Below are 24,997 nucleotides of genomic sequence, written 5' to 3'. Positions count from 1 at the left end.
CTGTTCCCGCTTTTAGGAATTTCCATGAAATGGTTTGAAATCCTGCTGGTGGTGCTGACCCTCGGCTCCGGCATCGTCCTGCTGCTGGACAAGCTGTTCCTGGCCAAGCGCCGGGCGACCAAGGGCGGCCTGCTGGACAGCGAGGATCCGGCCGTCGTCGATTACTCGCGGGCCTTCTTCCCGGTGCTGGCGGTGGTGCTGGTGCTGCGCAGCTTCATCGCCGAGCCGTACAAGATCCCGTCCAGCTCGATGATGCCCAACCTGCTGATCGGCGACTTCATCCTGGTCAACAAGTTCGCCTACGGCATCCGCCTGCCGATCACCAACACCAAGGTGATCCCGACCGGCGAGCCCCGGCGCGGCGACGTGGCGGTGTTCCAGTTCCCCGGCCACCCGGGCCAGCCCGATGACCCGCAGCGCGGCGAGAACTTCATCAAGCGCGTGATCGGCCTGCCGGGCGACCGCATCGGCTTCCACGGCGACACGCTGTCGATCAACGGCGAGCAGCTGAGCTACGAGGTCAAGGGTGAATACGTCGGCAAGGGCCGCGGCGCGGAGATGACCGGCGCCACCCTGCTGAGCGAGAACCTGCCGGGCCGCACCCACACCGTGCTGGAATACCTGGGCCGCGCCAACCCGGCCGGGCAGGGCGACTGGGAGGTGCCGCAGGGGTACTTCCTGGTGATGGGCGACAACCGCGACAACAGCGACGACGGCCGTTTCTGGGGCCTGCTGCCGGAGCACAACCTGCGCGGCAAGGCGTTCCTGATCTGGCTCAACTGCAGCGGCTGGTTCTGCAAGGACGGTTTCGAGCCCTCCCGCATCGGGTCGGGCATCCAGTAACGTAATGGCGTATCCGGGGAGAACACACACATGAATCGCAAGCAAGGTGGCATGACGCTGACGTCGTTCCTGGTGGTGCTGGCCGTGGTCGGCTTCGCGCTGTACGTGGGCATGAAGCTGTTCCCGATGTACCAGGAGTTCTACGCGGTCAAGACCTCGATGAAGGCACTGGCCAAGGAGCCGGGCAGCTCCGACCCGAACAAGGCGCAGGAAATGTTCTTCAAGCGCATGGACATGAACTATTCGGACAGCGTCAAGCGCGAGAACATCAAGTTCGACCGCATCGAGGGCGGCGTGCGCATGGTCGTCAAGTACGAAGTGCGCCGGCCGCTGGTCGGCAACCTGGACATCGTCGGGAATTTCGAGAATTCCCAGGATTTGACTGGCGGCGGCTTTTGAGCAGGACGTTCCATCGCGGTGACCTGATCGGCCACCCGTTCCGGGATCCGGGCCTGCTGCGGCAGGCCCTGACCCACCGCAGTGCCGGCGCGCCGCACAACGAGCGTCTGGAGTTCCTTGGCGACAGCATCGTCAACCTGCTGGTCGCCGAGGCGATGTACAGCCGCTGGCCCAAAGCCGACGAAGGCGCGCTGACCCGCGCGCGCTCGGCGCTGGTCTGCGAAAGCGCATTGGCCGCCCTTGCCCGCACGCTGGAGCTGGGCGAACGCCTGACCCTGGGGCCGGGCGAGATGAAGTCCGGCGGCCACCGCCGCGATTCGATCCTCGCCGACGCCTTCGAGGCGGTGGTGGCGGCAATCTACCTGGACGCCGGCTTCGAGGCCTGCCGTGCGCGGGTACTGCCGTGGTTCGAGCAATCGATGGCGGCGGTGCCGGTCGGCAAGCCGGAAAAGGACCCCAAAACCCGCCTGCAGGAATGGCTGCAGGCGCGGCAGAAGCCGCTGCCGGCCTACGAGCTGGTGGCCGAGAGCGGCGACGACCACGCGCGGCATTTCCACGTGCGCTGCAACGTGGCCGACCCGGCGTTGACCACCGAAGGCGAGGGCAGCTCGCGGCGGCTGGCCGAACAACAGGCGGCACTGGCCGCGATCGAGCAACTGGATTCCAAGTGAACGACACCTCTACCCACCGCTGCGGCAGCGTCGCCGTCATCGGCCGCCCCAACGTCGGCAAATCGACCCTGACCAATGCACTGGTCGGCGCCAAGGTCAGCATCGTCTCCAACCGCCCGCAGACCACCCGCCACCGCCTGCTCGGCATCGCCACCTTCCCGGAAGGGCAGTTGGTGCTGGTGGACACGCCGGGACTGCACCGCCAGCAGAAGCGGGCGATGAACCGGGTGATGAACCGTGCCGCGCGCAGCTCGCTGGAAGGCGTGGACGCCGGCCTGCTGGTGATCGAGGCCGGGCGCTGGGACGAGGAGGACACGCTGGCCTTCAACGTGCTGCGCGACGCCGGCATCCCGGTGGTGCTGGTGGTCAACAAGGTCGACCGGCTGAAGGACAAGGGCGCGTTGCTGCCGTTCCTGCAGCAGGTCACCGACGGCCGCGACTTCGCCGCGGTGCACCCGATTTCCGCGCAGAAGCGCAACGGCCTGGAAGCGCTGGTGGGCGACGTGCTCAAGCTGCTGCCGGAAGCCCCGCCGATGTTCGGCGAGGACGAGATCACCGACCGCAGCCAGCGTTTCCTGGCCGGCGAGCTGGTGCGCGAGCAGTTGATGCGCCAGCTCGGCGAGGAACTGCCCTATGCCACCACCGTGGAGATCGAGCGCTTCGCCGAGGACGGCAACCTGCTGCGCATCGGCGCGGTGATCTGGGTCGAGCGCGAAGGCCAGAAGGCCATCGTCATCGGCAAGGGCGGCGCGCGCTTGAAGGACATCGGCGCGAAGGCGCGGATGCAGATGGAGCGCCTGTTCGGCGCCAAGGTATTCCTGGAAACCTGGGTGCGCGTGCGCGAAGGCTGGTCGGACGACGAAGCCGCGCTGAAGGCGTTCGGGTACGAGTGAGGCAGGGAAGAAGCGGGGAACGGGGGGAACAGGGAATGATGGTTCGCGGGTAGCCGTATCCGGCTGCCCCGATCAATGATCGGTTTCGCTGTTTCCCTGTTTCGGCTGATGTGACTTGGTTGGAAAGCGGCCGAGGGTTTGCCAACCTCCGGCTGTGGCCCGGCTCCATTCCCCATTCCCGGCTCCACCCCCATGCGCCTCGACGACCAACCCGGCTATGTCCTGCACGCGCGCCCCTGGCGCGAAACCAGCCTGCTGGTGGAAGTGCTGACGCAGGAACACGGCCGCGTCGGCCTGCTGGCGCGCGGGGTGCAGGGGCCGAAGAAACAGGCGCTGCGCGCGGCCTTGCAGCCGCTGCAATCGATCCGTTTCGACGCGGTGCTGGCCGGCGAACTGGCGCAGCTGCGCCGCGCCGAAAGCCAGGATGCCGCGCCGCGCCTGCACGGCCACGCCATGCTGGCGGCGTTCTACGTCAACGAACTGGTGCTGCGGCTGGCCCCGCGCCACGATCCGCTGCCCGAGCTGCACCACGCCTATGGCGAAATCCGCCAGCGGTTGCGGGAGGCCGGCGGGCTGGCATGGTCGCTGCGCCGTTTCGAGCGCGACCTGCTCGACGCGCTGGGTTTCGGTTTCGACTGGGCCCATGCCGCCGACGGGCAGCCGATCGACCCGGCCGCACGCTACCGCCTCGACCCGCAGGAAGGCCCGCTGCGGCTGCTCAGCGAACGCAATGCCGGCGAGCGCCGCGGGCTGGCCACCGGCACCGCGCTGCTGGCGCTGGCGGAGGACCGCCTGCCGGCGGCGGCCGACCTGGCCAGCCTGCGCCTGCAGATGCGCGCGGTGCTGCTGCACCATCTGGGCGGGCGCGGGCTGAAATCCTGGGAGATGCTCGGTGACCTGGCGCGCGGCAACGGCTGAAGCGCGGGCCGTCACCCACCCGGCGTAGGTACGGGGCTTGCCCCGTACGGGCTTTCCCGGTGAAGCCCCCATGCGGGGCAAGCCCCGCATCTACAAGGGGTTCCAGACTCTCGCCCCTTGCCGACGTGGGCTCTCTCAATGGTGGAGCAGGGCGTTCACCGCCGCGTCGAACTGCCGCCGCGCCATGTCCGAGTCCGGGGCCTGGTGCAGTTGCCGCACCGCACTGCCAAGCCGCGACGCGCCGACGAACCCGCAACTGGCCTGCAGCCGGTGCAGCTGTGCGCGTAGTGCACCGGTGTCATGCTGTTGCAAAGCCGAGGACACTGCGGCGCGGGCCCCGGGCAGTTCGGTCATGAACAACTCGCGCAGCGCGATCACGTGCGCGCCCTGGCCGTTCAGCGCCTGCAATGCCGCGCTTTCGTCCCAGTCCGGTGCTTCCGCAGCAGGGGCGGCTCCGGCCAGCGCTTCGCGGACGCTGGCGAGCAGCTCGCTGCCGGCGAGCGGCTTGAGCAGCACGCGATCGAACCCGGCCTGCAGCAGCGCCTGCTGGGTTTCCGGGCTGGTGTCGGCGGTGTGCGCCAGCGCCGGCACGCCGGCCTGCCGGGTGCGCAGGTAGCGCAGCAGTTCCGGGCCGGTGCCGTCGGGCAGGTTGGCGTCGACCAGCCACAGGGCATGGTGATTGGCCTGCGCCAGTTGGCGGGCGTCGGCAAGCGAGGCGGCGGTGTCCACCGTGGCCGGCAAGGCCATCAGCGTGGTGTGGAAGAAAGCCTGGCTGGTCGCGTCATCCTCGACCAGCAACAGGCGCGGCGGGTTGGCCTGCTGTTGCGTATTCATCTGCTGCCTCCATGTCAGCCATGCGCCGCATCATTGGCGATGCGCGGCGGGCTTGCAATAGACGGAAGTCACGCCTGCCACATCTGCGACAATGGCGCCCCTTTTTGCCCGCAGCCGTCCGCCACGTGGCCCGATCCCGTTCCCGTATAGACAAGACCCCGTTCCACACCGACATCCTCGACCTCAGCCACGACGGCCGCGGCGTCGCCCGCCGCGAAGGCGAGGGCGGCAAGGTGACCTTCGTGGCCGGCGCGCTGCCCGGCGAGACGGTGATGGCCGAGCAGACCGGCAAGAGCCGCCATTTCGACGAAGCCCGGACGGTGGAAGTGCTCAAGGCCTCGCCGCACCGGGTGCAGCCGCGCTGCCCGCATTTCGGCGTGTGCGCCGGCTGCGTGCTGCAGCACCTGGAGGAAGGGCAGCAGATCGTCGCCAAGCAGCGGGTGCTGATGGACAACCTGGCCCGCATCGGCCACGTCAACCCCGGCGCGGTGCTGCCGCCGCTGGTCGGTGCGAACTGGGGTTACCGGCGCAAGGGCCGGTTCTCGGTGCGCCGGGTGGAGAAGAAGGACAAGACCCTGGTGGGCTTCCGCGAGCAGGACCCGCGCTTCGTCGCCGATTTGTCGCAGTGCCTGACCGTGATCCCCGAAATCGGCACCAGGGTGTCGGCGCTGTCGGCGTTCATCGAAACGCTGGATGGCCGGCGCGACATCCCGCAGATCGAGTTCATCGGCGGCGATGCCGCCATCGCCCTGACCGTGCGCCACCTGCAGCCGCTGTCCGACGCCGACAGGCAGGCGTGGCGGGCATTTGGCGAAGAACACGGCTTCGCCATCTACCTGCAGCCCGGCGGCCTGGAAACGGTGCATCCGCTGTGGCCGGTCGAAGGCGTGCCGCTGTCGTTCGCGCTGCCGCAGTGGAACGTGGAGCTGGCGTTCCGCCCGCTGGATTTCATCCAGGTCAACGCCACGCTCAACGAGAAGATGATTGCGCACGCATTGGCGCTGCTGGATGCGCAGCCCGACGAGCGCGTGCTCGACCTGTTCTGCGGGCTGGGCAACTTCACCCTGCCGCTGGCGCGCACCGTGCGCGAGGTGGTGGGCGTGGAAGGCGAGGCCGGGCTGGTCGCGCGGGCGAAGGAAAATGCGCAGCGCAACGGGCTGGACAACGCCCAGTTCTTCGCCGCCGATCTCACCCAGGACCAGCGCAACGCGCCGTGGATGCGGCAGGGTTTCGACAAGCTGCTGCTCGACCCGCCGCGTTCGGGTGCCATCGACGTGCTGCAGCAACTGCCGCTCAAGCAGTTCAAGCGCATCGTCTACGTCAGCTGCCATCCCGGCTCGCTGGCGCGCGATGCCGGCTATCTGGTCAACGAGCAGGGCTTCACCCTGGTCAGCGCCGGGGCGATGGACATGTTCCCGCATACCGCGCACGTGGAAAGCATCGCGGTGTTCGAGAAAAATTGAATCCGCGCACATGGATGTGCGCCGCTCTTGCGAGGGATTCGCATCAATGAATCCGCGCACATGGATGTGCGCTGCTTTTGTGAAGGGCTCACGTCAACGAGGTTTTGAATGGGCATCGAAATCGAGCGCAAGTTCCTGGTCACCAATGACGACTGGCGTGCCGCCGCGCATCAGGTCATCCCGATGGCACAGGGCTACATCAACGACATCGCGGCGATGGACAGTGGTGCACAGAAGGCCTCGGTGCGGGTGCGCATACAGGGCGATGCCGCCTACCTGAACATCAAGTCGCGCGAGCTCGGCCATACCCGGCAGGAGTTCGACTACCCGATCCCGGTGGACGAGGCGCGGCAACTGCTGGCGCTGTGTGTCGGCGGGTTGGTCGACAAGCGCCGCCACCTGGTCAACCACGGCGGCCTGCTGTGGGAAGTGGACGAGTTCCTCGGCGACAACGCCGGGCTGGTGGTGGCCGAGGTGGAACTGCAAAGCGCCGACCAGCTGTTCGACAAACCCGGCTGGGCCGGCGCCGAGGTCACCGACGCGCCGCGCTACTACAACCTCGCGCTGGCCTCGCATCCATACAGCCAATGGCGCGCTGACGAGCGCGCCTGACCCGCAGGAGGAATCCCCCATGCGCATCGACATCTGGTCCGACGTGGTCTGCCCGTGGTGCTGGATCGGCAAGCACCGCTTCCGGCGCGCGCTGGAACTGATGGGCGACAAGGCGCCGCAGGTGGAGGTGCACTGGCATCCGTTCCTGCTCGACCCCGAGGCCGACGCCACGCCGGTGCCGTTGCGGCAGGCCTATGCCGCCAAGTTCGGTGGCGCCGAGCGCGCCGGGCAGATGCTGGCGCAGACCCAGGACACCGCGCGGGCCGAGGGCCTGCCGATGGACTTCGAACGGGGGCAGGTGCGGGTCACCACCCTGCCGGCGCACCGGCTGCTGTGGCTGGCCGGGCGCGAGGGCGTGCAGGACGCCGTGGGCGAGGCCCTGTTCCGCGCGCATTTCGCCGAAGGCCGCAACCTTGCCGACCCGCAGGTACTGGCCGAAGCGGCGGCGGCCGGCGGCATCCCGGCCGGGCGTGTCCAGGCCATGCTCGCTTCGGACGAGGGGCTGGCCGAGGTCCGCGCCGGGCTGGGGCAGGCGCAGGCGCTGGGCATCCAGTCGGTGCCGACCTTCGTCATCGACGGCCGCTACGCGGTGCAGGGCGCGCAGCCGCCGGAGGTGTTCGCGCAGGTGCTGGCGAAGGTGGCCGCCAAGCAGGCCCCGGCGGCCGGCGACGATGAACCGGCCTGCGGCCCGGACGGTTGCAGCGTCTGACGCGCCCGCCGCCATCTGCGACAATGCCCCGCTTGTTCGCAGGGAAACCCCGCACATGCTTCTGATCGGCGTCGCCGGCACCGAACTGACCGCGCCCGAACGTGATTGGCTGCAGCATGACGCCGTGGCCGGCGTGGTGCTGTTCAAGCGCAATTTCGCCTCGCGCGCGCAGGTGGCCGAGCTGACCGCCGCGATCCGCGCCGCCACCGCGCGCCCGCTGCTGGTTGCCGTGGATCAGGAAGGCGGGCGCGTGCAGCGCTTCCGCGAAGGCTTCACCGACTTGCCGCCGCTGGACGGTTTCGGCCGGTTGTACGCGACCGACCCGCAGGCCGCGCTGGCACTGGCCGAGCAGCATGCCTGGCTGATGGCCAGCGAAATCCGCGCCAGCGGGCTGGACCTGAGCTTCGCCCCGGTGGTGGACGTGGGCCACGGCAACCTCGCCATCGGCAACCGCGCCTTCGCCGAGGACCCGCAGGTCGTGGCGGCGCTGGCCGGGGCCTACGTGCACGGCATGCACGGCGCCGGCATGGCCGCCACGCTCAAGCACTTCCCCGGCCACGGCACGGTGCGCGAGGACACCCACGTCGACGTCGCCATCGACCCGCGCCCGCTGCACGAACTGGAAGCGCACGATCTGCTGCCGTTCCGCGCCGGCATCGCCGCCGGGGCCGATGCGGTGATGATGGCTCACGTCGTCTACCCGCAGGTCGCGCCGGAACCGGCCGGCTACTCGCCGCGCTGGATCAACGCGATCCTGCGCGAACGGCTGGGCTTCCGCGGCGTGGTGTTCTCCGACGACATCGGCATGGCGGCCTCGTTCGCCGCCGGTGGGGTCAAGGCCCGGGTCGATGCCCATCTGGACGCCGGTTGCGACGTGGTGCTGGTCTGCCACCCGGAACTGGTCGAAGAATCGCTGCGTGCCGTGGAAGGCCGCAGCCTCAACACCGCCGCGTTGCTGGGGCTGATCGCCCACGGCGCACTGGGCTGGGGCGGCCTGCTGGCCGACGCCCGCCACGGCGATACCCGCAACCGTCTGCTCGAAACCCTCGGAAGAACCGCCTGATGTCCAAACTCACTCTCGAACAAGCCGTGGCCCAGGCCGACCTGCTGGTCGATCGCCCCGCCATCGATGCCGCCATCGCCGCCATCGCCGATGCCATCGCCCGCGACTACAAGGGCGAGGTGCCGGTGTTCCTGTCGATCATGAACGGCGCGCTGCCGTTCGCCGGCCAGCTCGCGCTGGAGCTTGGCGCACGCGGCCAGGACGCGCAGTTCGACTACATGCAGGCCTCGCGCTACCACGGCGAGAGCGGCGGCGAACTGGTGTGGAAGCACCGCCCGGTGTCGGCGCTGTTCGGCCGCCGCGTGCTGTTGATCGACGACATCCTCGACGAAGGCTTCACCCTGCAGGGCGTGCGCCAGTGGTGCCTCGAACAGGGTGCGACCGACGTGCGCATCGCCGTGCTGGCGGTGAAGAAGCACGACCGCTGCCTGCCCGACGTACAGGCCGACTATGCCGGCGTCGAACTGCCGGACCGCTTCGTGTTCGGTTTCGGCATGGACGTCAGCGAGACCTTGCGCCCGCTGCCGGCCATCTACGCGATGAAGCAGTAAGGGGGCCGGCCATTGGCCGGCACGCGCCATCGCTTCGCGCTGTCGCCCCATGGTTTGCATTGCAAACCATGGGCCCCGTTTCTCGCATGCCACACCCCCGCGCCTTCGGCGCGCCCCCTGACTCAGGGGGCTTTCCTCCAGTCACGATCTGGTGAGGCCGGGGATGTGGCTTGATTACTAAAACAGATCAGGAAACAACGATGGGCAATATCGAGCTGGCCGTGATCGGCGGCACCGGCGTCTACACGCTGGCTGCGCTGGACGACGTGCAAAGCCACGAGGTGCAGACCCGTTACGGCGCGCCATCCGGCCCGGTGCGCGTGGGCCTGCTGGACGGCCGGCGCGTGGCGTTCCTCGCCCGCCACGGCGAAGGCCATTCGATCCCGCCGCACAAGGTCAACTACCGCGCCAACCTTGCCGCGCTCGCGCAGCTGGGCGCCACCCGCGTGCTGGCGCTGAACACCGTCGGCGGCATCACCGATGCGTTCGGCCCGCGCGTGCTGGCCTGCCCCGACCAACTGATCGACTACACGTGGGGCCGTGTTTCCACGCTGTGCGAGGAAGAAGGCAGCGACGTGCTGCACGTCGATTTCGGCCATCCGTACACGCCGTCGCTGCGTGCGCAGGTACTGGCGGCGGCGCGTGCGCGCGACGTCGCCGTGCATGACGGCGGCTGCTATGGCGCCACCCAGGGGCCGCGCCTGGAAACCATCGCCGAGATCGCGCGCATGCGCCGCGACGGTTGCGACCTGGTCGGCATGACCGGCATGCCCGAGGCCGGGCTGGCGCGCGAACTGGGGCTGGAATATGCCTGCCTGGCGATCGTCGCCAACTGGGCGGCCGGCTGCGGCGACGCGGCCGAGATCACGATGGAGGAAGTGCTGGCGAACGTCGCCGCGGCGTCGGCGGGCCTGCCCGAGCTGGTGGGCGAATTGGCGCGGGGGTGATTGTCATTCCGGCGCGGGCTTTGCATACTCCGCCGGTACGCCTCATTCAGCGTGCATCAATCCATTCATCGAACAAGGTCTCGCATCACCATGCCGAACGGTACCGTCAAGTGGTTCAACGACGCCAAGGGATTTGGCTTCATCTCACCGGAGGACGGCAGCGCCGACGTCTTCGCGCACTTCTCCGCGATCAATTCCAAGGGCTTCCGCAGCCTGCAGGAAGGTCAGCGCGTCAGCTATGACGTGACCCAGGGCCCGAAGGGCGCCCAGGCTTCCAACATCACGCCGGCCGAGTGATCCATTCGACCAGGCAGAGAGAAAGACCCCGCCGCGGCGGGGTTTTTCTTTGTTGCCGCCATCCCTGGCGGCAACCCTTCGGGCCATCGACAAGCGATGTCGAAAATCGCTCCCGGCAGCAGCCCCGTAAGCGGGTAGGACGATGAACAAGCCAATGGACGTCGCCATCGTCGGTTACGGCACCGCCGGACAGGCGCTGGCGGTGCTGCTGACGCGCGATGGGCACCGCGTGCAGGTATTCGAGCAGGCCGCGCAACCGGGGCCGGTGGGGGCCGGCTTCCTGCTGCAGCCCAGCGGCCTGCAGGTGCTGTGGCAGATGGGGTTGCTGCCGCAGGTGTTGGCGCATGGCGCGGCAGTGCGCCGGCTGTACGGCGACACGCCGTGCGGCCGTGCGGTGATGGACATGCGCTACGCCGGGCTGGATGCACGCCTGCATGGCATTGGCATGCAGCGTGGTGCGTTGTTCGCGCTGCTCGACGCGGCGTGGCAGGCGCGCGATGCGCTGCACGTGGACAGCCGCATCGTCGCCATCGACGACGGCCTGCGGCGCGTGCGGGACCGGCATGGCCGCTGGCACGGGCCGTTCGACCTGGTGGTCGCCACCGATGGTTCCGCCTCCGGCCTGCGCGCGCAGGTGCGCGGTACGCGGCTTGACCGCCCGTACCCGTGGGGCGCGCTGTGGTGCCTGTTGCCGCATGGCGACTGGGCGTTCGGCGACGAACTGCGCCAGCGCTACGTCGCCGCGCGCAAGATGATCGGCCTGCTGCCGGTGGGCACCCGCCCCGGCGACGACGAACCGCGGCTGAGTTTCTTCTGGAGCCTGCCGCGCGACGGATTCGATGCGTGGGAACAGGCCGGGTTGGCGCCGTGGCTGCACGAAATCGAGCAGATGTGGCCGGAAGCGCGCCAACGCCTGCAGGGTGTCGGCATGCAGGCGCAACTGGCGCGCGCCAGCTACCGCGATGCGGTGCTGGACCGCTGGTATCGCGGCCGGCTGGTGCTGGCCGGCGACGCGGCCCATTCGATGAGCCCGCAGCTGGGGCAGGGGGTGAACATGGCCCTGCTCGACGCGATGGCACTGCGCGATGCGCTGCGCGGTGAGGCGGCCATCGATGCGGCGCTGGCGCGGTACCAGGCGCAGCGGCAGGCACACGTGCGGCTGTACCAGTTCTGGAGCCGCTGGCTGACGCCGGTATTCCAGTCCGAGCGCGACTGGATCGCCCGCGCGCGCGACCTGCTGTTCAAGCCGATGGGGCGCATGCCCGGCGGGCGCGGGCACATGCTGCGCGTGCTCAGCGGCACCCAGCACGGCCTGTTCGGCAAATTGCCGCTGGCAGCGGAATTCATCGAGGCGCTTGCCGGGCGTCCGTAGATGCGGGGCATGCCCCGCATCCACGTTCGGATCGTCGTTCGGGAAGGCCGCGCAATCACCGGCGCGATTGCGCGGCGGCACGCCTACCGCTTGGCTTCGTCGGCCCTGGCGCGGGCATCCTCGGCCGCGTCATGGGCATGGTCGGCCGCCTTCTGCGCCGCATCGGCGGCCGCGGCGCTGGCATCGGCCGCGGCATCGTTGGCGGCGGCCTTGGCGTCGTCCATCGCGTTGGCGGTGGCATCGGCGGCCTTGTCCATCGCCTGCTCGGATTTGTCCAGGGCTTCCTGGGTAGCGTCGGCAGCGCGATTGGCGGCGTCGCGGGTCGCGGCGGCTGCGGCATCGCCGGTTTCGCGGGCGGCTTCGGCGGCGTGGTCGGCCGCGGCGGCCGCATCGTCGCGGGCCTGTTCCATGTCGGGCTTGTTGCAGCCGGCCAACGCCAGCACCAGGCCGCCAACCAGCAACGGGGCAATGATCTTCATCGTGTTCTCCAGTTCAGGGGGACAACGCATGCAGGTTAGGGGGCGGTGGATTCAGATCATGTCAATAAGCCGGGTCAGGCACCGGAATGCTTCGGCAGACGGGCTGCCGGAGGATTGCAGCCACGAAGAAGCGGCAGGACAGCCGTTTTCCATGGCGAAGCCGCGCGAAGGGTGACGTACAAGCATGAAAAAAGCCGCTGGCGAACCAGCGGCTTTCCGAACTTGCGTCGAAGCAGAAGTTATTACTTCTTGGCTTCTTCGGCGGCGTCCTTGGCCTTGTCGGCCACGTCTTCGGCAGCCTGGGCAGCGTCGGCGGCGGCGTCGGCAGCAGCGTCGGTGGTGGCGGCAGCGGCGTCGGCAGCGGCTTCGCCGGCGGCGTCAGCAGCGGTGGCGGCGGTGTCGGCAGCAGCCTGGGCAGCGTCGGCGGTTTCGGCAGCGGCCTGGTCGGCGGCAACCTGGGCGTCGGTGGCGGCTTCGTTGGCGGCGGCAGCGGCGTCCTGGGCAGCTTCCTGCTTCGAGCAGGCGGCCAGGGCCAGGCCCAGGGTCATCGCGATCAGCAGCTTGTTGATGCTCATTTGTGAATCCTCGTCGTGGAATTTGGCTAACGCGCCATTGCGCGCCGGAAACATGATGGCGAGCAGATTTCGAGTGTCAAGCAACATCGCATTCATTTTTGTAAAAACGACATTAAGCCCAATCAAATCAATTCGATGGCGATGGCCGTCGCTTCGCCACCGCCGATGCAAAGGGAGGCGATGCCACGCTTGAGGCCGCGCGTGCGCAAGGCGTTTGCCAGCGTAACCACCAGCCGCGCACCGGAGGCGCCGATCGGATGGCCCAGTGCGCAGGCGCCGCCGTTGACGTTGACCTTCCCGTGCGGGATGCCCAGTTCGCGGATCGGCGCCATCGCCACCACGGCGAAGGCTTCATTGATTTCGAACAGGTCCACGTCGCCGGCCTGCCAGCCGGCCTTGTCCAGCACCCGCTCGATGGCGCCGATCGGGGCGGTGGTGAACCACTCCGGCTCCTGCGAGAAGGTGGCATGGGCGACGATGCGCGCCAGCGGCTGCACGCCGCGCCTGGCAGCCTCGTCGGCGGACAGCAGCACCACCGCGGCGGCGCCATCGGAAATGCTCGAAGAGCTGGCGGCGGTGACGCTGCCGTCCTTCTTGAACGCCGGCTTCAGCGTGGGGATCTTGGCGACGTCGGACTTGCCGGGCTGTTCGTCCTGCGCGTATTCGACCTCGCCCTTGCGGGTGGCGACCTTGACCGGGACGATCTCGCCGTCGAACGCGCCATCGGCCTGCGCGGCCTGAGCGCGCTTGACCGATTCGATGGCGTAGGCGTCCTGCTCCTCGCGGGTGAAGCCGAATTTGGCCACGGCGGCCTCGGCGAACACGCCCATCGACTGGCCGTCGTAGGGGTTGGTCAGGCCATCCCACGCCATGTGGTCCACCGCCTGGAAGCTGCCGTAGCGGTTGCCGGTACGCGAGTTGGGGATCATGTGCGGCGCATTGGACATGGATTCCATGCCGCCGGCGACGACAATGGCGGCCGAGCCGGCCTTGATCAGGTCGTGGCCGAGCATGATGGCCTTCATGCCGGAGCCGCACACCTTGTTGAGGGTGGTGCAGCCGGCGCTGGTCGGCAGGCCGGCGGCCAGCGCGGCCTGGCGGGCGGGCGCCTGGCCGAGGTTGGCCGGCAGCACGCAGCCCATGATGACTTCGGAAACGTCGGCGGCGGGGATGCCGGACTGCGCCACGGCCGCGCGGATGGCCGTGGCGCCGAGGGTGGGGGTGGGAACGCCGTTGAACTGGCCTAGGAAGGAGCCGATGGCGGTGCGTTTGGCGGCGGCGATGACGATGTCGGACATGATGCGGTCTCGGTTGTATCTTGTGGCGATTATCGAAAGCCGGCTGTGGCGTGCCCATTGGACCAACGGCACATCCCGGCGGACGGTAGCGTGTCCATGCAGTATAGAAGGTCGCCATCGCATGGCCCGTCCATCGCCATTCCGGCCGATGGCGGGCCCGGAATGCCGGGGGAAGGCAATGATCAGAGCATCGCGGGTTCGCACCCTGTTGGCCGCTTCGCTGTCGCTGGCCTTGGCCGCGTGTGGTGGCGGGGGCGGCAGCAAGTCCACGCCGCCGCCCGCCGCGCCGCCGCCGGCGACCCCGCCGCCCTCCGGTTCCACCACACCGCAGCCGGCGATGGACGCGCACCTGGCGCTGACCAACGCCAAGGCCGCGCAGGCGGCCGGCTTCACCGGCGCCGGCATCCGCATCGGCGTGGTCGATTCGGGGGTGATGCGCAACCACCCCGCGCTGGCCGGGCGGGTGCTGGCCAACTACAACTACATCGACCCGCGCAGCAACAACCTGGCCGTCGACGACGTGGTCGGCCACGGCACCACGGTGGCGCAGCTGGCGGCCGGTGCGGCGACCGGCACCTGGCCCGGCGGCATCGCTCCCGGCGCGCAGATCGTCTCGGCGCGCATCATCAACGACGAGCGGCCCGAGGACGACGGCTCCGGGCAGGGCAACGAGGTCACCGGCGCGCTCGGGCTGGCCCCGATCCACGACGACCTGATCCGCGCCGGCGTGCGCATCATGAACAACTCCTGGGGCGGCCTGTACTGGACGCGGGCGACGGCGACCGCGCCGATCGCCGCCGAATACCGGCCCTTCATCATCGACAACGACGGGCTGGTGGTGTTCGCCACCGGCAACGAATCGCGCGCCAATCCCAGCGACATGGCGGCATTGCCGAGCCAGCCGGGGCCGAACGGCACGCTGCCGGCGGCCGACCTGGAGCGCGGCTGGCTGGCGGTGGCGGCGCTGGACACCGCCAACCCCTCGCAGCTGGCGGACTACTCCAACGCCTGCGGCGTGGCGAAGGCCTACTGCCTGGTGGCGCCGGGGACGTCGGCCTTCCTCGGCCATGACGCCACCGCGTCCAACCTGTCCTATTACTACGGCAGCGGCACCTCCTATGCTGCGCCGCTGGTATCCGGCGCGGCGGCGCTGGTGTGGCAGGCCTTCCCCTATTTCGACAACGACCTGGTGCGGCAGACCCTGCTGGGCACGGCCACCGACCTGGGCGCGTCCGGTGTCGACGCGGTGTTCGGCTACGGCCTGCTCAACGTCGGCAAGGCGGTGAAGGGGCCGGCGAAATTCGATTGGGGCGACGTCACCGTCAACGTCAACCAGGGCGGGCTGGATTCGACCTGGAGCAATTCGATCAGCGGCGCGGGTGGCTTGATGAAGGAGGGTGCCGGCGCGCTGTCGCTGTCGGGTATCAATACCTATGCCGGCGCCACCCGCATCGAGCGCGGCACGCTGGCGCTGCGCGATGGCGGCTCGATCCGCTCGGACGTCACCATCGTGGGGCAGGCCGATCCCGCGCAGGCGGCGTTGCAGTTCATGGGCGCCGGCACCCGGGTGACGGGCAATGTCGACAACGGCGGCAGCATCGTGCTGCTGAGCAGCGGCGGCAGCGGCACCATCGACGGCGATTACGTGCAGCGCAGCGGCGCGCAGCTGCTGATCGCGCTGGGGGTCGATGCGCTGCAGGTCACCGGCACGGCGACGCTGCAAGGCGGCGGGGTGCTGATCAACGGCATGCTGGCCGGCTACGTGGCACAGGATGGCAAACGGCAGGAACTGATCCATGCCGCGGGTGGCGTCAGCGGCCAGTTCGACGTGGCCGCCAGTGCCAGCGCCGACGCCGGCATCGCCCTGCTGCAGGTCGACTACGACTACGACGCGCACAACGCCTGGCTGGAACTGCAGCAGGTCAGCGTCACCGGCGCGGCGCAGGCGGCCGGGCTCGGCACGCGGGCACTGTCGTCGGCGCAGCGGGTGGAACGCGCGTTCGAACTGCTCGACGGCGATGCGGACCTGCAGGCGGGCACGTTCGCCACCGGCGCTGCGGCCCTGCAACAGGGCGGCGGTGGCTTCGCCGGGTTGGCGGCCAGCCTGGACAGCCTGTCCGGCAAGGCGCATGCATTGGCAATGGCGATGACCTTCGACAGCATCGACATGAACCGCCGCGCGCTGTCGGCGCAGTTCGACCAGCACGATGCCATGCCGCTGCCGGGTGCGGCATGGATGCGCACGCTGGGCGCGGGCGGGCAGGGCGGGTATTCGGGCAGCGGTTACAGCATGGGCGGCTGGATGCTGGGCCGCGAGGCGGCATTGGGCGGCGACGGCGTGCTCGGTTTCGCCTTCGGTGAAACCCGGGCCAGCGCAGGCGCGGCGCTCGATCGCAGCCGCGACCGGCAGACGCAGGGCCAGCTGTATGCCGGCTGGCGGCAGGGCCGCGCCTACCTGCTGGGCAATGCCGGGTTCGGCCAGTACCAGCGCGAGCTGGATCGCGGCCTGCTGCTCGGCAACGCGCGGGCCGGCGTGCAGGCGCGCTACGGCGGACGCTTCCTTTCCGGCGGGGTCGAGGCCGGCTACCGCTTCGGTCGTGGCGCGCTGGCGCTGACACCGTACATGGGCGCCGACTACAGCCGCATCGACAACGATGCTTTCGCCGAGCAGGGCGGCTATGGCTTCGGCCTGAGCACCGGCGGCTGGCATGCCAGCCGCACCCGGGCATTGGCTGGCCTGCGCGGTGGCTACCAGTGGCGTGCGTTGGCGCTGGGCGGTTACGCCGAATGGCAGCAGGCGTTGTCCGACCGTGGGGCGGCGCTGGACGCACGCTTCGTCGGCATCGACGCATGGGCGCCGCTGGAGGGCTTGCAACCGGCACGCGCAGGCGGGCTGTTCGGCGTGTCGGCCGATGCGTGGCTGACGGGCAACGTGCGGTTGTCGCTGGGCTACGACCAGCGCTTCGGCTCGGGCGACGACAACCGGCAGGTATCGCTGCGCATGATGCGGGTTTTCTAGGGCGGCGACGGGCGTGGCTGCTTGCAGCTGCAACCTTTCCGTGCGCCCCACAGCCTGTTGCGCTGCGGCATACTAGGGTTTCATCCCTGCAGGTGTGACATGACGCGCGCATTCAATTTCAGTGCCGGCCCCGCGACGTTGCCGGAAGCAGTCCTGCGCCAGGCGCAGCAGGAAATGTTGGAATGGAACGGCGTCGGCGCGTCCATCGTCGAGATCAGCCACCGCAGCGCCGAGTTCATGGCGATGGCGGCCCAGGCCGAGGCCGGGCTGCGCCGCCTGGTCGGCATTCCCGACGATTACGCGGTGCTGTTCCTCGGTGGCGGCGCAACCACCCAGCAGGCGCTGATTCCACTGAATTTCGCGGCCCCCGGCCAGCGTGCGGACTACGTGGTCAGCGGCCACTGGGGCAAGACCGCGATCAAGCAGGCCATGCCCTACGTGGACGTGAACGTCGCCGCCAGCAGCGAGGCGGGCGGTTTCCGCGACATCCCCGCGCGCGCGCAATGGCAGCTGTCGCCGGATGCCGCCTACGTGCACGTCACCGCCAACGAAACCATCCACGGCGTCGAGTACCGCGACGTGCCGGACGTCGGCGACGTGCCGCTGGTGGCCGATTTCAGCTCGTCGATCGCCTCCGAGCGGATCGACGTGGCGCGCTACGGCGTGATCTATGCCGGCGCGCAGAAGAACCTCGGCCCGGTCGGCATCACCGTGGTCATCATCCGCCGCGACCTGCTCGAACGCAGCGGCCAGCCGCGCGCGGACATCTTCGACTACCGCTCGCACGCCGCGCGCGACTCCATGCTCAACACGCCGCCGACGTGGAACTGGTACCTGCTCGGGCTGACCGTGCAATGGATGCTGGAACAGGGCGGCGTGGACGCGTTCGCGAAGCTGAGCCGGGCCAAGTCGACGCTGCTGTACGACGCCATCGACGGCTCGGGTGGTTTCTATCGCAACGAGGTGGCGCCAGCGGTGCGCTCGCGGATGAACGTCCCGTTCTTCCTGCCCGACGCCGAGCTGGACGCGCGCTTCGTCGCCGAGGCCAAGGCCGCAGGGCTGCTGGCATTGAAGGGCCACAAGGCGGTCGGCGGCATCCGCGCGTCGCTGTACAACGCCATGCCGCTGCAGGGCGTGCAGGCGCTGGGCGCGTTCATGCGCGACTTCCAGCAGCGCAATGGTTGAAACACAACGCCTGTAGGAGCGACGTCAGTCGCGACCGGCATTACCGGCAAAGCCAAGGTCGCGACTGACGTCGCTCCTGCACAAAGCAGCAAGGCAATCGAAGGAAGGAACATGGCCGCAAAGCCGAACAAGCCCCCCGCCAAGCGCACCCGCGCCAAGGCTGCCGATGCCGCCGTGGCGCCGCCGGTCCTGTCCGACGTGCGCGCCAAGATCGACGACATCGACCGCACCATCCAGTCGCTGATCGCCGAGCGCGCGCGCTTCGCCCACCAGGTCGGCAAGGCCAAGGGCAAGCTGGCCGCCGCGGTCGACTACTACCGCCCCGAGCGCGAGGCACAGGTGCTGCGCATGGTGGTGGACCGTAACGAGGGCCCGCTCAGCGACGAGCTGCTGGTGCACGTGTTCCGCGAGATCATGTCCGCCTGCCTGGCGCAGCAGGAACCGCTGAAGATCGGCTACCTCGGCCCGGAGGGCACCTTCAGCCAGCAGGCCGTGCTCAAGCATTTCGGCCGCTCCGCGCTGGGCCTGCCGATGGCGACCATCGAGGAGGTGTTCCAGGAAGTGGAGGCCGGCAACGCCGACTTCGGCGTGGTGCCGGTGGAGAACTCCGGGCAGGGCACCATCCAGATCACGCTGGACATGTTCCTGACCTCCAACCTCAAGATCTGCGGCGAGGTCGAGCTGCGTGTGCAGCAGTACCTGATGTCGCGCAGCGGCCGCATCGAGGACATCGAGCGGGTATACGCGCACCCGCAGTCGTTCATGCAGACCTCGGCATGGCTGCGCGCCAACCTGCCCAATGCCGAGAAGATCCCGGTGACCAGCAACGCCGAGGGCGCGCGCCGCGCGCGCAACGCCGACGACGCGGCGGCCATCGGCGGCGAGAGCGCCGGCCACGTCTACGGCCTGAAGAAGGTGGTGACCAAGCCGATCCAGAACGATGCCGACAACACCACCCGCTTCCTCGTGGTCGGCCGCCGCTTCTTCCCGTCCTCCGGCCACGACCGTACCTCGGTGCTGGTATTCATCCACGACAAGCCGGGCGCGCTGTTCGACGTGCTGAGCCCGTTCGCGCGCCACGGTATCAGCATGAACCGCATCGAGTCGCGGCCCTCGCACCAGGCCAAGTGGGAGTACGGCTTCTTCATCGACCTGGCCGGCCACATCGAGGACGAAGCGATGCAGGCCGCGCTGGCCGAACTGGAAGCGCATTCGGCGCAGATCAAGGTGCTGGGCTCGTACCCGGTTGCCGTGCCGTGACTTGTTTGAAAGCCCCTCTCCCGTCGGGGTGAGAGGGGCAGTTTGCGAACCACTGGTTCGCTGCCCCACGAACGCCCTTGCGCCAGCGCAAGGGCCGGGGCGCGAAGCGGGGGTTGGGGAGAGGGCAGGGGCGAAGCCCCTCGCGAATCCGAACTCCCCGAGGCTTCGCCCCCAACCCTCATCCGCCCCTTCGGGGCACCTTCTCCCGGAGGGAGAAGGGAACGATCACGGAGACTCCGCATGACCTCCCAGCCCCACTGGATCGCAAGCAAAGGCCAACCGCTGCAAGGCACGCTCGACATTCCCGGCGACAAGTCGGTTTCGCACCGGGCGGTGATGTTCGCCGCGCTGGCCGATGGTGTCTCGCGCATCGACGGCTTCCTCGAAGGCGAGGACACCCGCGCCACCGCGGCGATCTTCGCGCGGATGGGCGTGCACTTCGAAACCCCGTCGCCATCGCGGCGGATCGTGCATGGCGTCGGCGTCGATGGCCTGAAAGCGCCGCAAGGCGAACTGGATTGCGGTAACGCCGGTACCGGCATGCGCCTGCTGGCCGGCCTGCTGGCCGCACAACCGTTCGACAGCGTGCTGGTGGGTGACGAGTCGCTGTCCAAGCGGCCGATGCGCCGCGTCACCGGCCCGCTGGCACAGATGGGCGCGCGCATCGACACGCAGGCCGACGGCACGCCGCCGCTGCACATCCACGGCGGCGCGCAGTTGCACGGCATCCACTACGAACTGCCGGTCGCCAGCGCGCAGGTGAAATCGGCGGTGCTGCTGGCCGGCCTGTACGCGCAGGGCGAAACCTCGGTGGTCGAACCGCACCCGACCCGCGACTACACCGAGCGCATGCTGCGCGCCTTCGGCGTGGAGATCGACTTCGAACCGGGCAGGGCGCGGCTGCGCGGCGGCCAGCGCCTGCGCGCCACCGACATCGCGGTACCGGCGGATTTCTCCTCGGCCGCGTTCTTCATCGTCGCCGCCAGCATCATCCCCGGCTCGCAATTGCGCCTGCGCTCGGTGGGCCTGAACCCGCGCCGCACCGGCCTGCTGGCTGCGCTGCGGCTGATGGGCGCGGACATCACCGAGGAAAACCACAGCGAGCACGGCGGGGAACCGGTCGCCGACCTGGTCGTGCGCCATGCACGGCTAAAGGGCGCGGAAATCCCGGTGGATGTGGTGCCGGACATGATCGACGAGTTCCCGGCGCTGTTCATCGCCGCCGCCGCGGCCGAAGGCCCGACCGTGGTACGCGGCGCGGCCGAACTGCGGGTCAAGGAATCGGACCGGCTGGCGGCGATGGCCACCGGCCTGCGCACGCTGGGCCTGCGCATCGACGAAACCGACGATGGCGCGACGATCCATCCGGGCGCGCTTGGCAGCGGCACCATCGAAAGCCACGGCGACCACCGCATCGCGATGGCCTTCGCCGTCGCCGGCCAGCTGAGCACCGGGCAGGTGCGGATCAACGACATCGCCAACGTGGCGACCTCGTTCCCCGGTTTCGACCGCTTGGCGACCGGGGCCGGGTTCGCGTTGGCCTGACCGGGACAAACGAACGGGCCGGAGGCAAGGCTGCCCCCGGCCCGTGCGCATGCCGCCGGATTATTGGTTGGCGCGGAAATCCACCGGCACCTGGACCACGCTGGCCACGCTGTGGCCGTCGCGCAGCGCCGGCTCGAACTTCCAGCCGCGCACGCTGTCCAGCACCGCACGGTCGAGGTCGCGGCTGCGCTGGCCGTGGCGCGAGACGATGCTGGCCGCGGTGACCTGGCCCTGCGCATCGATGTCCAGGCGCGCGACCACGCCGCCTTCGACGCCACTGCGCAGCGCCGCCGGCGGGTAGCTGGGCTTGGCGTTGCCGGCCAGCGGCCGCGCATCGCGGTTGCGCAGCGCCGGCACCGGCTTGCGCGCCGCGGTGTTGCCCGCGCTGGTACCGGGCTCGGCCGCCATCGGTGCCTGCGGCGTAATGGCCGGTGCCGCCTGCTCGCCGATGGCGGGTACCGTGGTTTCGCCGGGGCCGGCCGGGCGCAGCCACAGCAGCGTAGCGGCCAGCAAGGCCAATATCAGCGCCGCCCACAGCCACGGGGACGTGGAGGAACGGGGAGTTGCAGGGTCGCCATGCTCCAGCGGCTGCGAGGCGGGCATGTCATGGGTATGGATCGCACTCATCTCGGACTCCTGTCGGTTGGACGACGAACCGAGTCTTGCGCGCATCGGCGCGGCAGTTGTTGCGGCCACGTCAACGGCATGGCCGCTGGTGCCATGCAGTTCAGCTTGTGCCGCGGCCGGGGTTCAGCTTATTGCCCCGGCTTGAAGTCGAACGGAACCTCAAGGCTGCCGACCATCGGCTGGCCATTGCTCTGCGCCGGCTGGAAGCGCCAGCGGCGCACGGCTTCCAGCGCCGCGCGGTCGAGGTCGCGCGAGCCGCTGCGCTGGGTGATCTTCGCGTCCAGCGGGACGCCGCCGGCATCGACCTCGACCCGCACCACCACGGTGCCGCTCTCGCCGCGTCGCAATGCGGCTGGCGGATAGCGCGGTGGTGGGCTTTGCCCGGGCAGCGGCATCGGGCGGTCGGTCGGGGTAGCGGCAACGGGCGCTGGCGCGGCCGGTGCGGCGGCGGGCGCCGCTTCCGGCAGCGGTTGCGGTGGCGGGGTGGTTTCCACCAGTTGCGGTTTTTCTTCGGTGGGCTCGTCGTGCGCGTCGGGCATGTCGCTGGCGCCGGCGCTGGCCGGCAGCGGCGCGGGCAGCGGTGCGGCTTCGGCCACGTCGGTTTGCGGTTGCGCCGGGTCGGCACGGTAGAAGTCGTTGTGGCGCCGGGCGTTGAGCCAGACCACGAGGAACAGCAGCAGGCCGGCGCAGAAGGCGATGCCGGCGATCTTCAGGCTGCTGCGCGGCAACTGGAAGGTGATGTTCTGTTCGGAGCGGGGCATGGACGTGGCCGTGTGGAACGCCCGGATTCTGGCACAGGACGCAGAGCGGCGCGGTTCGGGCGATAATTGCATCCCTCCGTATCCGTTGACAGTGCCGTCCCATGCTCGATCCAGCCCTTCTTCGCCAGCAGCCCGCCGAATTGGCCGAACGCCTGCGCACCACGCGCGGCCATGAACTCGACGTGGCCGCGTTCGAAGCGCTGGAAGCCGACCGCAAGCGCATCCAGGTGCGTACCCAGGAATTGCAGAGCCTGCGCAACAGCCGTTCCAAGGCGATCGGGCAGGCCAAGGCCAAGGGCGAGGACGTGTCGGCGATCATGGCCGAGGTCGCCGGGTTCGCCGACGAGCTGAAGGCCTCGGAAGTGCAGCTGGACGAACTGCGCGAGAGGATCGAAGCCTTGTCGCTGGGCATCCCGAACCTGCCGTCCGAAGACGTGCCGGCCGGCAAGGACGAAAGCGAGAACGTCGAGCAGCTGCGCTGGGGCACGCCGCGCGCGTTCGATTTCGAGGTCAAGGACCACGTCGAGCTCGGCGCCCGCAACGGCTGGCTGGATGGCGAGACCGCGGCCAAGCTGTCCGGCGCGCGTTTCACCGTGCTGCGTGGCCAGCTGGCGCGGCTGCACCGCGCGCTGGGCCAGTTCATGCTCGACCTGCACACCAGCGAGCATGGCTACGAGGAAACCAACGTGCCGGTGCTGGTCAACGCCGATTCGCTGCGTGGCACCGGGCAGTTGCCGAAGTTCGAGGAAGACCTGTTCAAGACCGCGCTGGGCGATGCCACGCGCTACCTGATCCCGACTTCGGAAGTACCGTTGACCAATATCGTGCGCGACGAGATCGTCGAGGCCGAGCGCCTGCCGCTGCGCATGACCGCCCACTCGATGTGCTTCCGCTCCGAGGCCGGCAGCGGCGGCCGCGACGTGCGCGGCATGATCCGCCAGCACCAGTTCGAGAAGGTGGAACTGGTCAGCGTGTGCCGCCCGGAGGACAGCGAGGCCGAGCACCAGCGCATGACCGGCTGCGCCGAAACCGTGTTGCAGAAGCTGGGCCTGCCGTACCGCAAGGTGCTGCTGTGCACCGGCGACATGGGATTTTCCGCGGTCAAGACCTACGACCTGGAAGTGTGGCTGCCCTCGCAGCAGACCTACCGCGAGATTTCCTCGTGCTCGAACTGCGGTGATTTCCAGGCCCGGCGCATGCAGGCGCGCTGGCGCAACCCGGCCACCGGCAAGCCGGAACTGCTGCACACCCTCAATGGCTCGGGCGTGGCGGTGGGCCGGGCGATGATCGCGGTGATGGAGAACTACCAGAACGCCGACGGCTCGATCACCGTGCCGGAGGCGCTGCGCCCGTACATGGGCGGCGCCGAGCGGATCGGCTGAGGCCATCGCCACCTGCGGAAGGACGAAAGGCCCGCGTCATGCGGGCCTTTTGCCGTAGGTCGGGGCTATGCCCCCGACGTGCGGCAGTGCATGCGTCGGGGGCGTAGCCCGACCTGCGGCGTGGTGGCGCTCCTGCCGAGTTTGTCCATACAGGACCGTTTGCAGCCTGATTTGTAAAATCAGGACAAAGGTGGTTGAATCCTTGGATTCGTTCCAGTTCTGGGATCAATCCATGCAGGACCTCAACGACCTCTACTACTTTGCGATGGTGGTGGATCACGGTGGTTTCGCCGCCGCCGAGCGGGCACTGGGCATCCCCAAGTCGCGCCTGAGCCGGCGCATCAGCCAACTGGAAACCGATCTGGGCGTGCGCCTGCTGCAGCGCTCGACCCGCCGTTTCGCCGTCACCGACGTGGGCATGAGCGTGCACCGCCACGCCCAGACCATGCTGGCCGAGGCGCAGGCCGCGCGCGAGGTGGTGGACCGCCTCAGCGCCGAGCCGCGTGGGTTGGTGCGCGCCAGCGTGCCGGTGTCGCTGGCGCAGATGCAGCTGCCCAAGCTGCTGCCGAAATTCCTGGAGCAATACCCGAAGGTGCGGCTGCAATTGAACATCAGCAACCGCCGCGTGGACATCATCAACGAAGGCTACGACGTCGCGCTGCGCGTGCGCTCGCGGCTGGACGACGACGGCAGCCTGGTGATGCGCAGCTTCGGCCAGGTGCAGGAGCTGCTGGTCGCCAGCCCGAAATACCTCGACCGTGCCGGCCGCCCGAAGACCCCCGACGACCTGGCCAACCACGTCACCCTGAGCATCAGCGAGGACGAGGCGCGGCAGCGTTGGGAACTGCATGGCCCGGAGGGCGTGGTCAGCCGCGTGGACCTGCAGCCGCGGGTGGCCGGCTTCGACTTCCCGCTGCTGCAGAGCATGGTCAAGGACGGGTTCGGCATCACCATGCTGCCCGAGACGGTTTGCGCCGAGGCCGTGCGCCACGGCGAACTGGAGGTGGTGCTGCCGGACTGGTCGCTGCCGCAGGGCATCTGCCACGCGGTGTTCGCCTCGCGCCGTGGCCTGCTGCCGGCGGTGCGGGTGTTCATCGACTTCCTCGCCGAACACCTGCCGCCGCAGCTGGAAGCCTCGCGGCTGGATTGCGGCGGCGCCTGCGAGCGCGCCAAGGAGAAGATCCGCGCCTCGACGATGGGCGCATTGGCCATCGAGGCCGGTTGAGCAAGCCGCTTGAACAAACCCACGGGCGGCATGCGAGAATGCGCGCCCGTGGCCGATGCCAGCGCATCG

At 69.1% G+C, this 24,997-nt stretch carries 25 protein-coding genes; 19 read left to right on the top strand and 6 right to left on the bottom strand.

The window, feature by feature from the left end:
• Window positions 1–24: 24 nt before the first annotated feature.
• From lepB to recO, 5 genes are all read left to right on the top strand, one after another.
• The gene (gene lepB / locus MIC98_RS11960; protein WP_239737330.1) at window positions 25–843 is read left to right on the top strand and encodes a signal peptidase I; all 819 of its coding nucleotides are present in this window, start codon (window positions 25–27) and stop codon (window positions 841–843) included.
• A 30-nt stretch (window positions 844–873) separates the two neighbouring features.
• Window positions 874–1,242 carry a DUF4845 domain-containing protein gene (locus MIC98_RS11955; RefSeq protein WP_057641417.1) on the top strand — a complete coding sequence of 123 codons (369 nt, stop codon included), beginning with the start codon at window positions 874–876 and terminating at the stop codon, window positions 1,240–1,242.
• Window positions 1,239–1,913, top strand: coding sequence for a ribonuclease III (rnc, locus tag MIC98_RS11950; protein ID WP_239737329.1), 675 nt, complete (start codon window positions 1,239–1,241; stop codon window positions 1,911–1,913). Before MIC98_RS11955 ends, rnc begins: the two co-directional genes overlap by 4 nt.
• Window positions 1,910–2,806: a GTPase Era gene (gene era / locus MIC98_RS11945; RefSeq protein WP_057641415.1), complete on the top strand. Its 897-nt coding sequence runs from the start codon at window positions 1,910–1,912 to the stop codon at window positions 2,804–2,806. The genes rnc and era overlap by 4 nt, the downstream gene beginning before the upstream one ends.
• 192 nt (window positions 2,807–2,998) lie before the next feature.
• Window positions 2,999–3,724 carry a DNA repair protein RecO gene (recO, locus tag MIC98_RS11940; protein ID WP_239737328.1) on the top strand — a complete coding sequence of 242 codons (726 nt, stop codon included), beginning with the start codon at window positions 2,999–3,001 and terminating at the stop codon, window positions 3,722–3,724.
• A 135-nt stretch (window positions 3,725–3,859) separates the two neighbouring features.
• On the opposite strand, the gene MIC98_RS11935 is transcribed toward recO, so the two are convergent.
• On the bottom strand, window positions 3,860–4,558 hold the full coding sequence (locus tag MIC98_RS11935; RefSeq protein WP_239737327.1) for a response regulator: 699 nt from the start codon (window positions 4,556–4,558) through the stop codon (window positions 3,860–3,862).
• A 125-nt stretch (window positions 4,559–4,683) separates the two neighbouring features.
• Between MIC98_RS11935 and rlmD the strand changes: the two genes are divergently transcribed.
• The 8 genes from rlmD to MIC98_RS11895 all read left to right on the top strand — a co-directional run bounded on the left by rlmD (window position 4,684) and on the right by MIC98_RS11895 (window position 11,572).
• Window positions 4,684–6,021: a 23S rRNA (uracil(1939)-C(5))-methyltransferase RlmD gene (gene rlmD / locus MIC98_RS11930; RefSeq protein WP_239737326.1), complete on the top strand. Its 1,338-nt coding sequence runs from the start codon at window positions 4,684–4,686 to the stop codon at window positions 6,019–6,021.
• Window positions 6,022–6,129: 108 nt separating this feature from the next.
• Complete coding sequence (locus tag MIC98_RS11925; protein WP_239737325.1) at window positions 6,130–6,633, top strand: CYTH domain-containing protein; 504 nt, start codon at window positions 6,130–6,132, stop codon at window positions 6,631–6,633.
• Between the two features lie 19 nt (window positions 6,634–6,652).
• Window positions 6,653–7,342, top strand: coding sequence for a DsbA family oxidoreductase (locus MIC98_RS11920; protein WP_239737324.1), 690 nt, complete (start codon window positions 6,653–6,655; stop codon window positions 7,340–7,342).
• 55 nt (window positions 7,343–7,397) lie between these two features.
• Window positions 7,398–8,405: a beta-N-acetylhexosaminidase gene (nagZ, locus tag MIC98_RS11915; RefSeq protein ID WP_239737323.1), complete on the top strand. Its 1,008-nt coding sequence runs from the start codon at window positions 7,398–7,400 to the stop codon at window positions 8,403–8,405.
• Window positions 8,405–8,956: a hypoxanthine-guanine phosphoribosyltransferase gene (locus MIC98_RS11910; RefSeq protein WP_057641408.1), complete on the top strand. Its 552-nt coding sequence runs from the start codon at window positions 8,405–8,407 to the stop codon at window positions 8,954–8,956. Before nagZ ends, MIC98_RS11910 begins: the two co-directional genes overlap by 1 nt.
• 200 nt (window positions 8,957–9,156) lie before the next feature.
• A complete protein-coding gene (locus MIC98_RS11905) occupies window positions 9,157–9,903 on the top strand; it encodes an S-methyl-5'-thioinosine phosphorylase (RefSeq protein ID WP_239737322.1) in 747 nt (248 codons plus the stop codon).
• A gap of 90 nt (window positions 9,904–9,993) precedes the next feature.
• Window positions 9,994–10,200, top strand: coding sequence for a cold-shock protein (locus tag MIC98_RS11900; protein ID WP_057506519.1), 207 nt, complete (start codon window positions 9,994–9,996; stop codon window positions 10,198–10,200).
• Window positions 10,201–10,342: 142 nt separating this feature from the next.
• Window positions 10,343–11,572 carry an NAD(P)/FAD-dependent oxidoreductase gene (locus tag MIC98_RS11895; RefSeq protein WP_211258198.1) on the top strand — a complete coding sequence of 410 codons (1,230 nt, stop codon included), beginning with the start codon at window positions 10,343–10,345 and terminating at the stop codon, window positions 11,570–11,572.
• Window positions 11,573–11,655: 83 nt separating this feature from the next.
• Here the strand turns inward: MIC98_RS11895 and MIC98_RS11890 are convergent, their stop codons facing one another.
• The 3 genes from MIC98_RS11890 to MIC98_RS11880 all read right to left on the bottom strand — a co-directional run bounded on the left by MIC98_RS11890 (window position 11,656) and on the right by MIC98_RS11880 (window position 13,924).
• Window positions 11,656–12,051, bottom strand: a complete 396-nt coding sequence (locus MIC98_RS11890) for a hypothetical protein (protein WP_239737321.1) — start codon at window positions 12,049–12,051, stop codon at window positions 11,656–11,658.
• Between the two features lie 242 nt (window positions 12,052–12,293).
• Window positions 12,294–12,626 carry a hypothetical protein gene (locus tag MIC98_RS11885; RefSeq protein ID WP_057641404.1) on the bottom strand — a complete coding sequence of 111 codons (333 nt, stop codon included), beginning with the start codon at window positions 12,624–12,626 and terminating at the stop codon, window positions 12,294–12,296.
• Between the two features lie 122 nt (window positions 12,627–12,748).
• On the bottom strand, window positions 12,749–13,924 hold the full coding sequence (locus MIC98_RS11880) for a thiolase family protein (RefSeq protein ID WP_239737320.1): 1,176 nt from the start codon (window positions 13,922–13,924) through the stop codon (window positions 12,749–12,751).
• A 178-nt stretch (window positions 13,925–14,102) separates the two neighbouring features.
• On the opposite strand from MIC98_RS11880, the gene MIC98_RS11875 reads away from it, so the two are divergent.
• The 4 genes from MIC98_RS11875 to aroA all read left to right on the top strand — a co-directional run bounded on the left by MIC98_RS11875 (window position 14,103) and on the right by aroA (window position 20,933).
• Window positions 14,103–16,943: an autotransporter serine protease gene (locus MIC98_RS11875; protein ID WP_239737319.1), complete on the top strand. Its 2,841-nt coding sequence runs from the start codon at window positions 14,103–14,105 to the stop codon at window positions 16,941–16,943.
• Between the two features lie 99 nt (window positions 16,944–17,042).
• Complete coding sequence (gene serC, locus MIC98_RS11870; protein ID WP_239737318.1) at window positions 17,043–18,128, top strand: 3-phosphoserine/phosphohydroxythreonine transaminase; 1,086 nt, start codon at window positions 17,043–17,045, stop codon at window positions 18,126–18,128.
• 111 nt (window positions 18,129–18,239) lie between these two features.
• Window positions 18,240–19,388 (top strand): prephenate dehydratase, encoded by a 1,149-nt coding sequence (gene pheA / locus MIC98_RS11865; RefSeq protein WP_239737317.1) that lies wholly within the window; start codon window positions 18,240–18,242, stop codon window positions 19,386–19,388.
• Window positions 19,389–19,628: 240 nt separating this feature from the next.
• Window positions 19,629–20,933, top strand: a complete 1,305-nt coding sequence (aroA, locus tag MIC98_RS11860; RefSeq protein WP_239737316.1) for a 3-phosphoshikimate 1-carboxyvinyltransferase — start codon at window positions 19,629–19,631, stop codon at window positions 20,931–20,933.
• 60 nt (window positions 20,934–20,993) lie between these two features.
• Here the strand turns inward: aroA and MIC98_RS11855 are convergent, their stop codons facing one another.
• Window positions 20,994–21,560 (bottom strand): energy transducer TonB, encoded by a 567-nt coding sequence (locus MIC98_RS11855; protein ID WP_239737315.1) that lies wholly within the window; start codon window positions 21,558–21,560, stop codon window positions 20,994–20,996.
• Window positions 21,561–21,688: 128 nt separating this feature from the next.
• Complete coding sequence (locus MIC98_RS11850) at window positions 21,689–22,321, bottom strand: energy transducer TonB (protein WP_239737314.1); 633 nt, start codon at window positions 22,319–22,321, stop codon at window positions 21,689–21,691.
• 101 nt (window positions 22,322–22,422) lie between these two features.
• Between MIC98_RS11850 and serS the strand changes: the two genes are divergently transcribed.
• Window positions 22,423–23,703: a serine--tRNA ligase gene (serS, locus tag MIC98_RS11845; RefSeq protein WP_239737313.1), complete on the top strand. Its 1,281-nt coding sequence runs from the start codon at window positions 22,423–22,425 to the stop codon at window positions 23,701–23,703.
• Between the two features lie 232 nt (window positions 23,704–23,935).
• Entirely contained in the window at window positions 23,936–24,928 is a 993-nt protein-coding gene (locus MIC98_RS11840; RefSeq protein WP_057640494.1) for a LysR family transcriptional regulator, read from the top strand.
• Window positions 24,929–24,997: the final 69 nt, after the last annotated feature.

Origin of the sequence: Stenotrophomonas sp. NLF4-10 (assembly GCF_022359915.1) — a bacterium.
Lineage (GTDB): Bacteria > Pseudomonadota > Gammaproteobacteria > Xanthomonadales > Xanthomonadaceae > Stenotrophomonas > Stenotrophomonas daejeonensis.
Note: the sequence above shows the minus strand (reverse complement) of the source record. Positions and strands in the feature narration are given on the sequence as shown.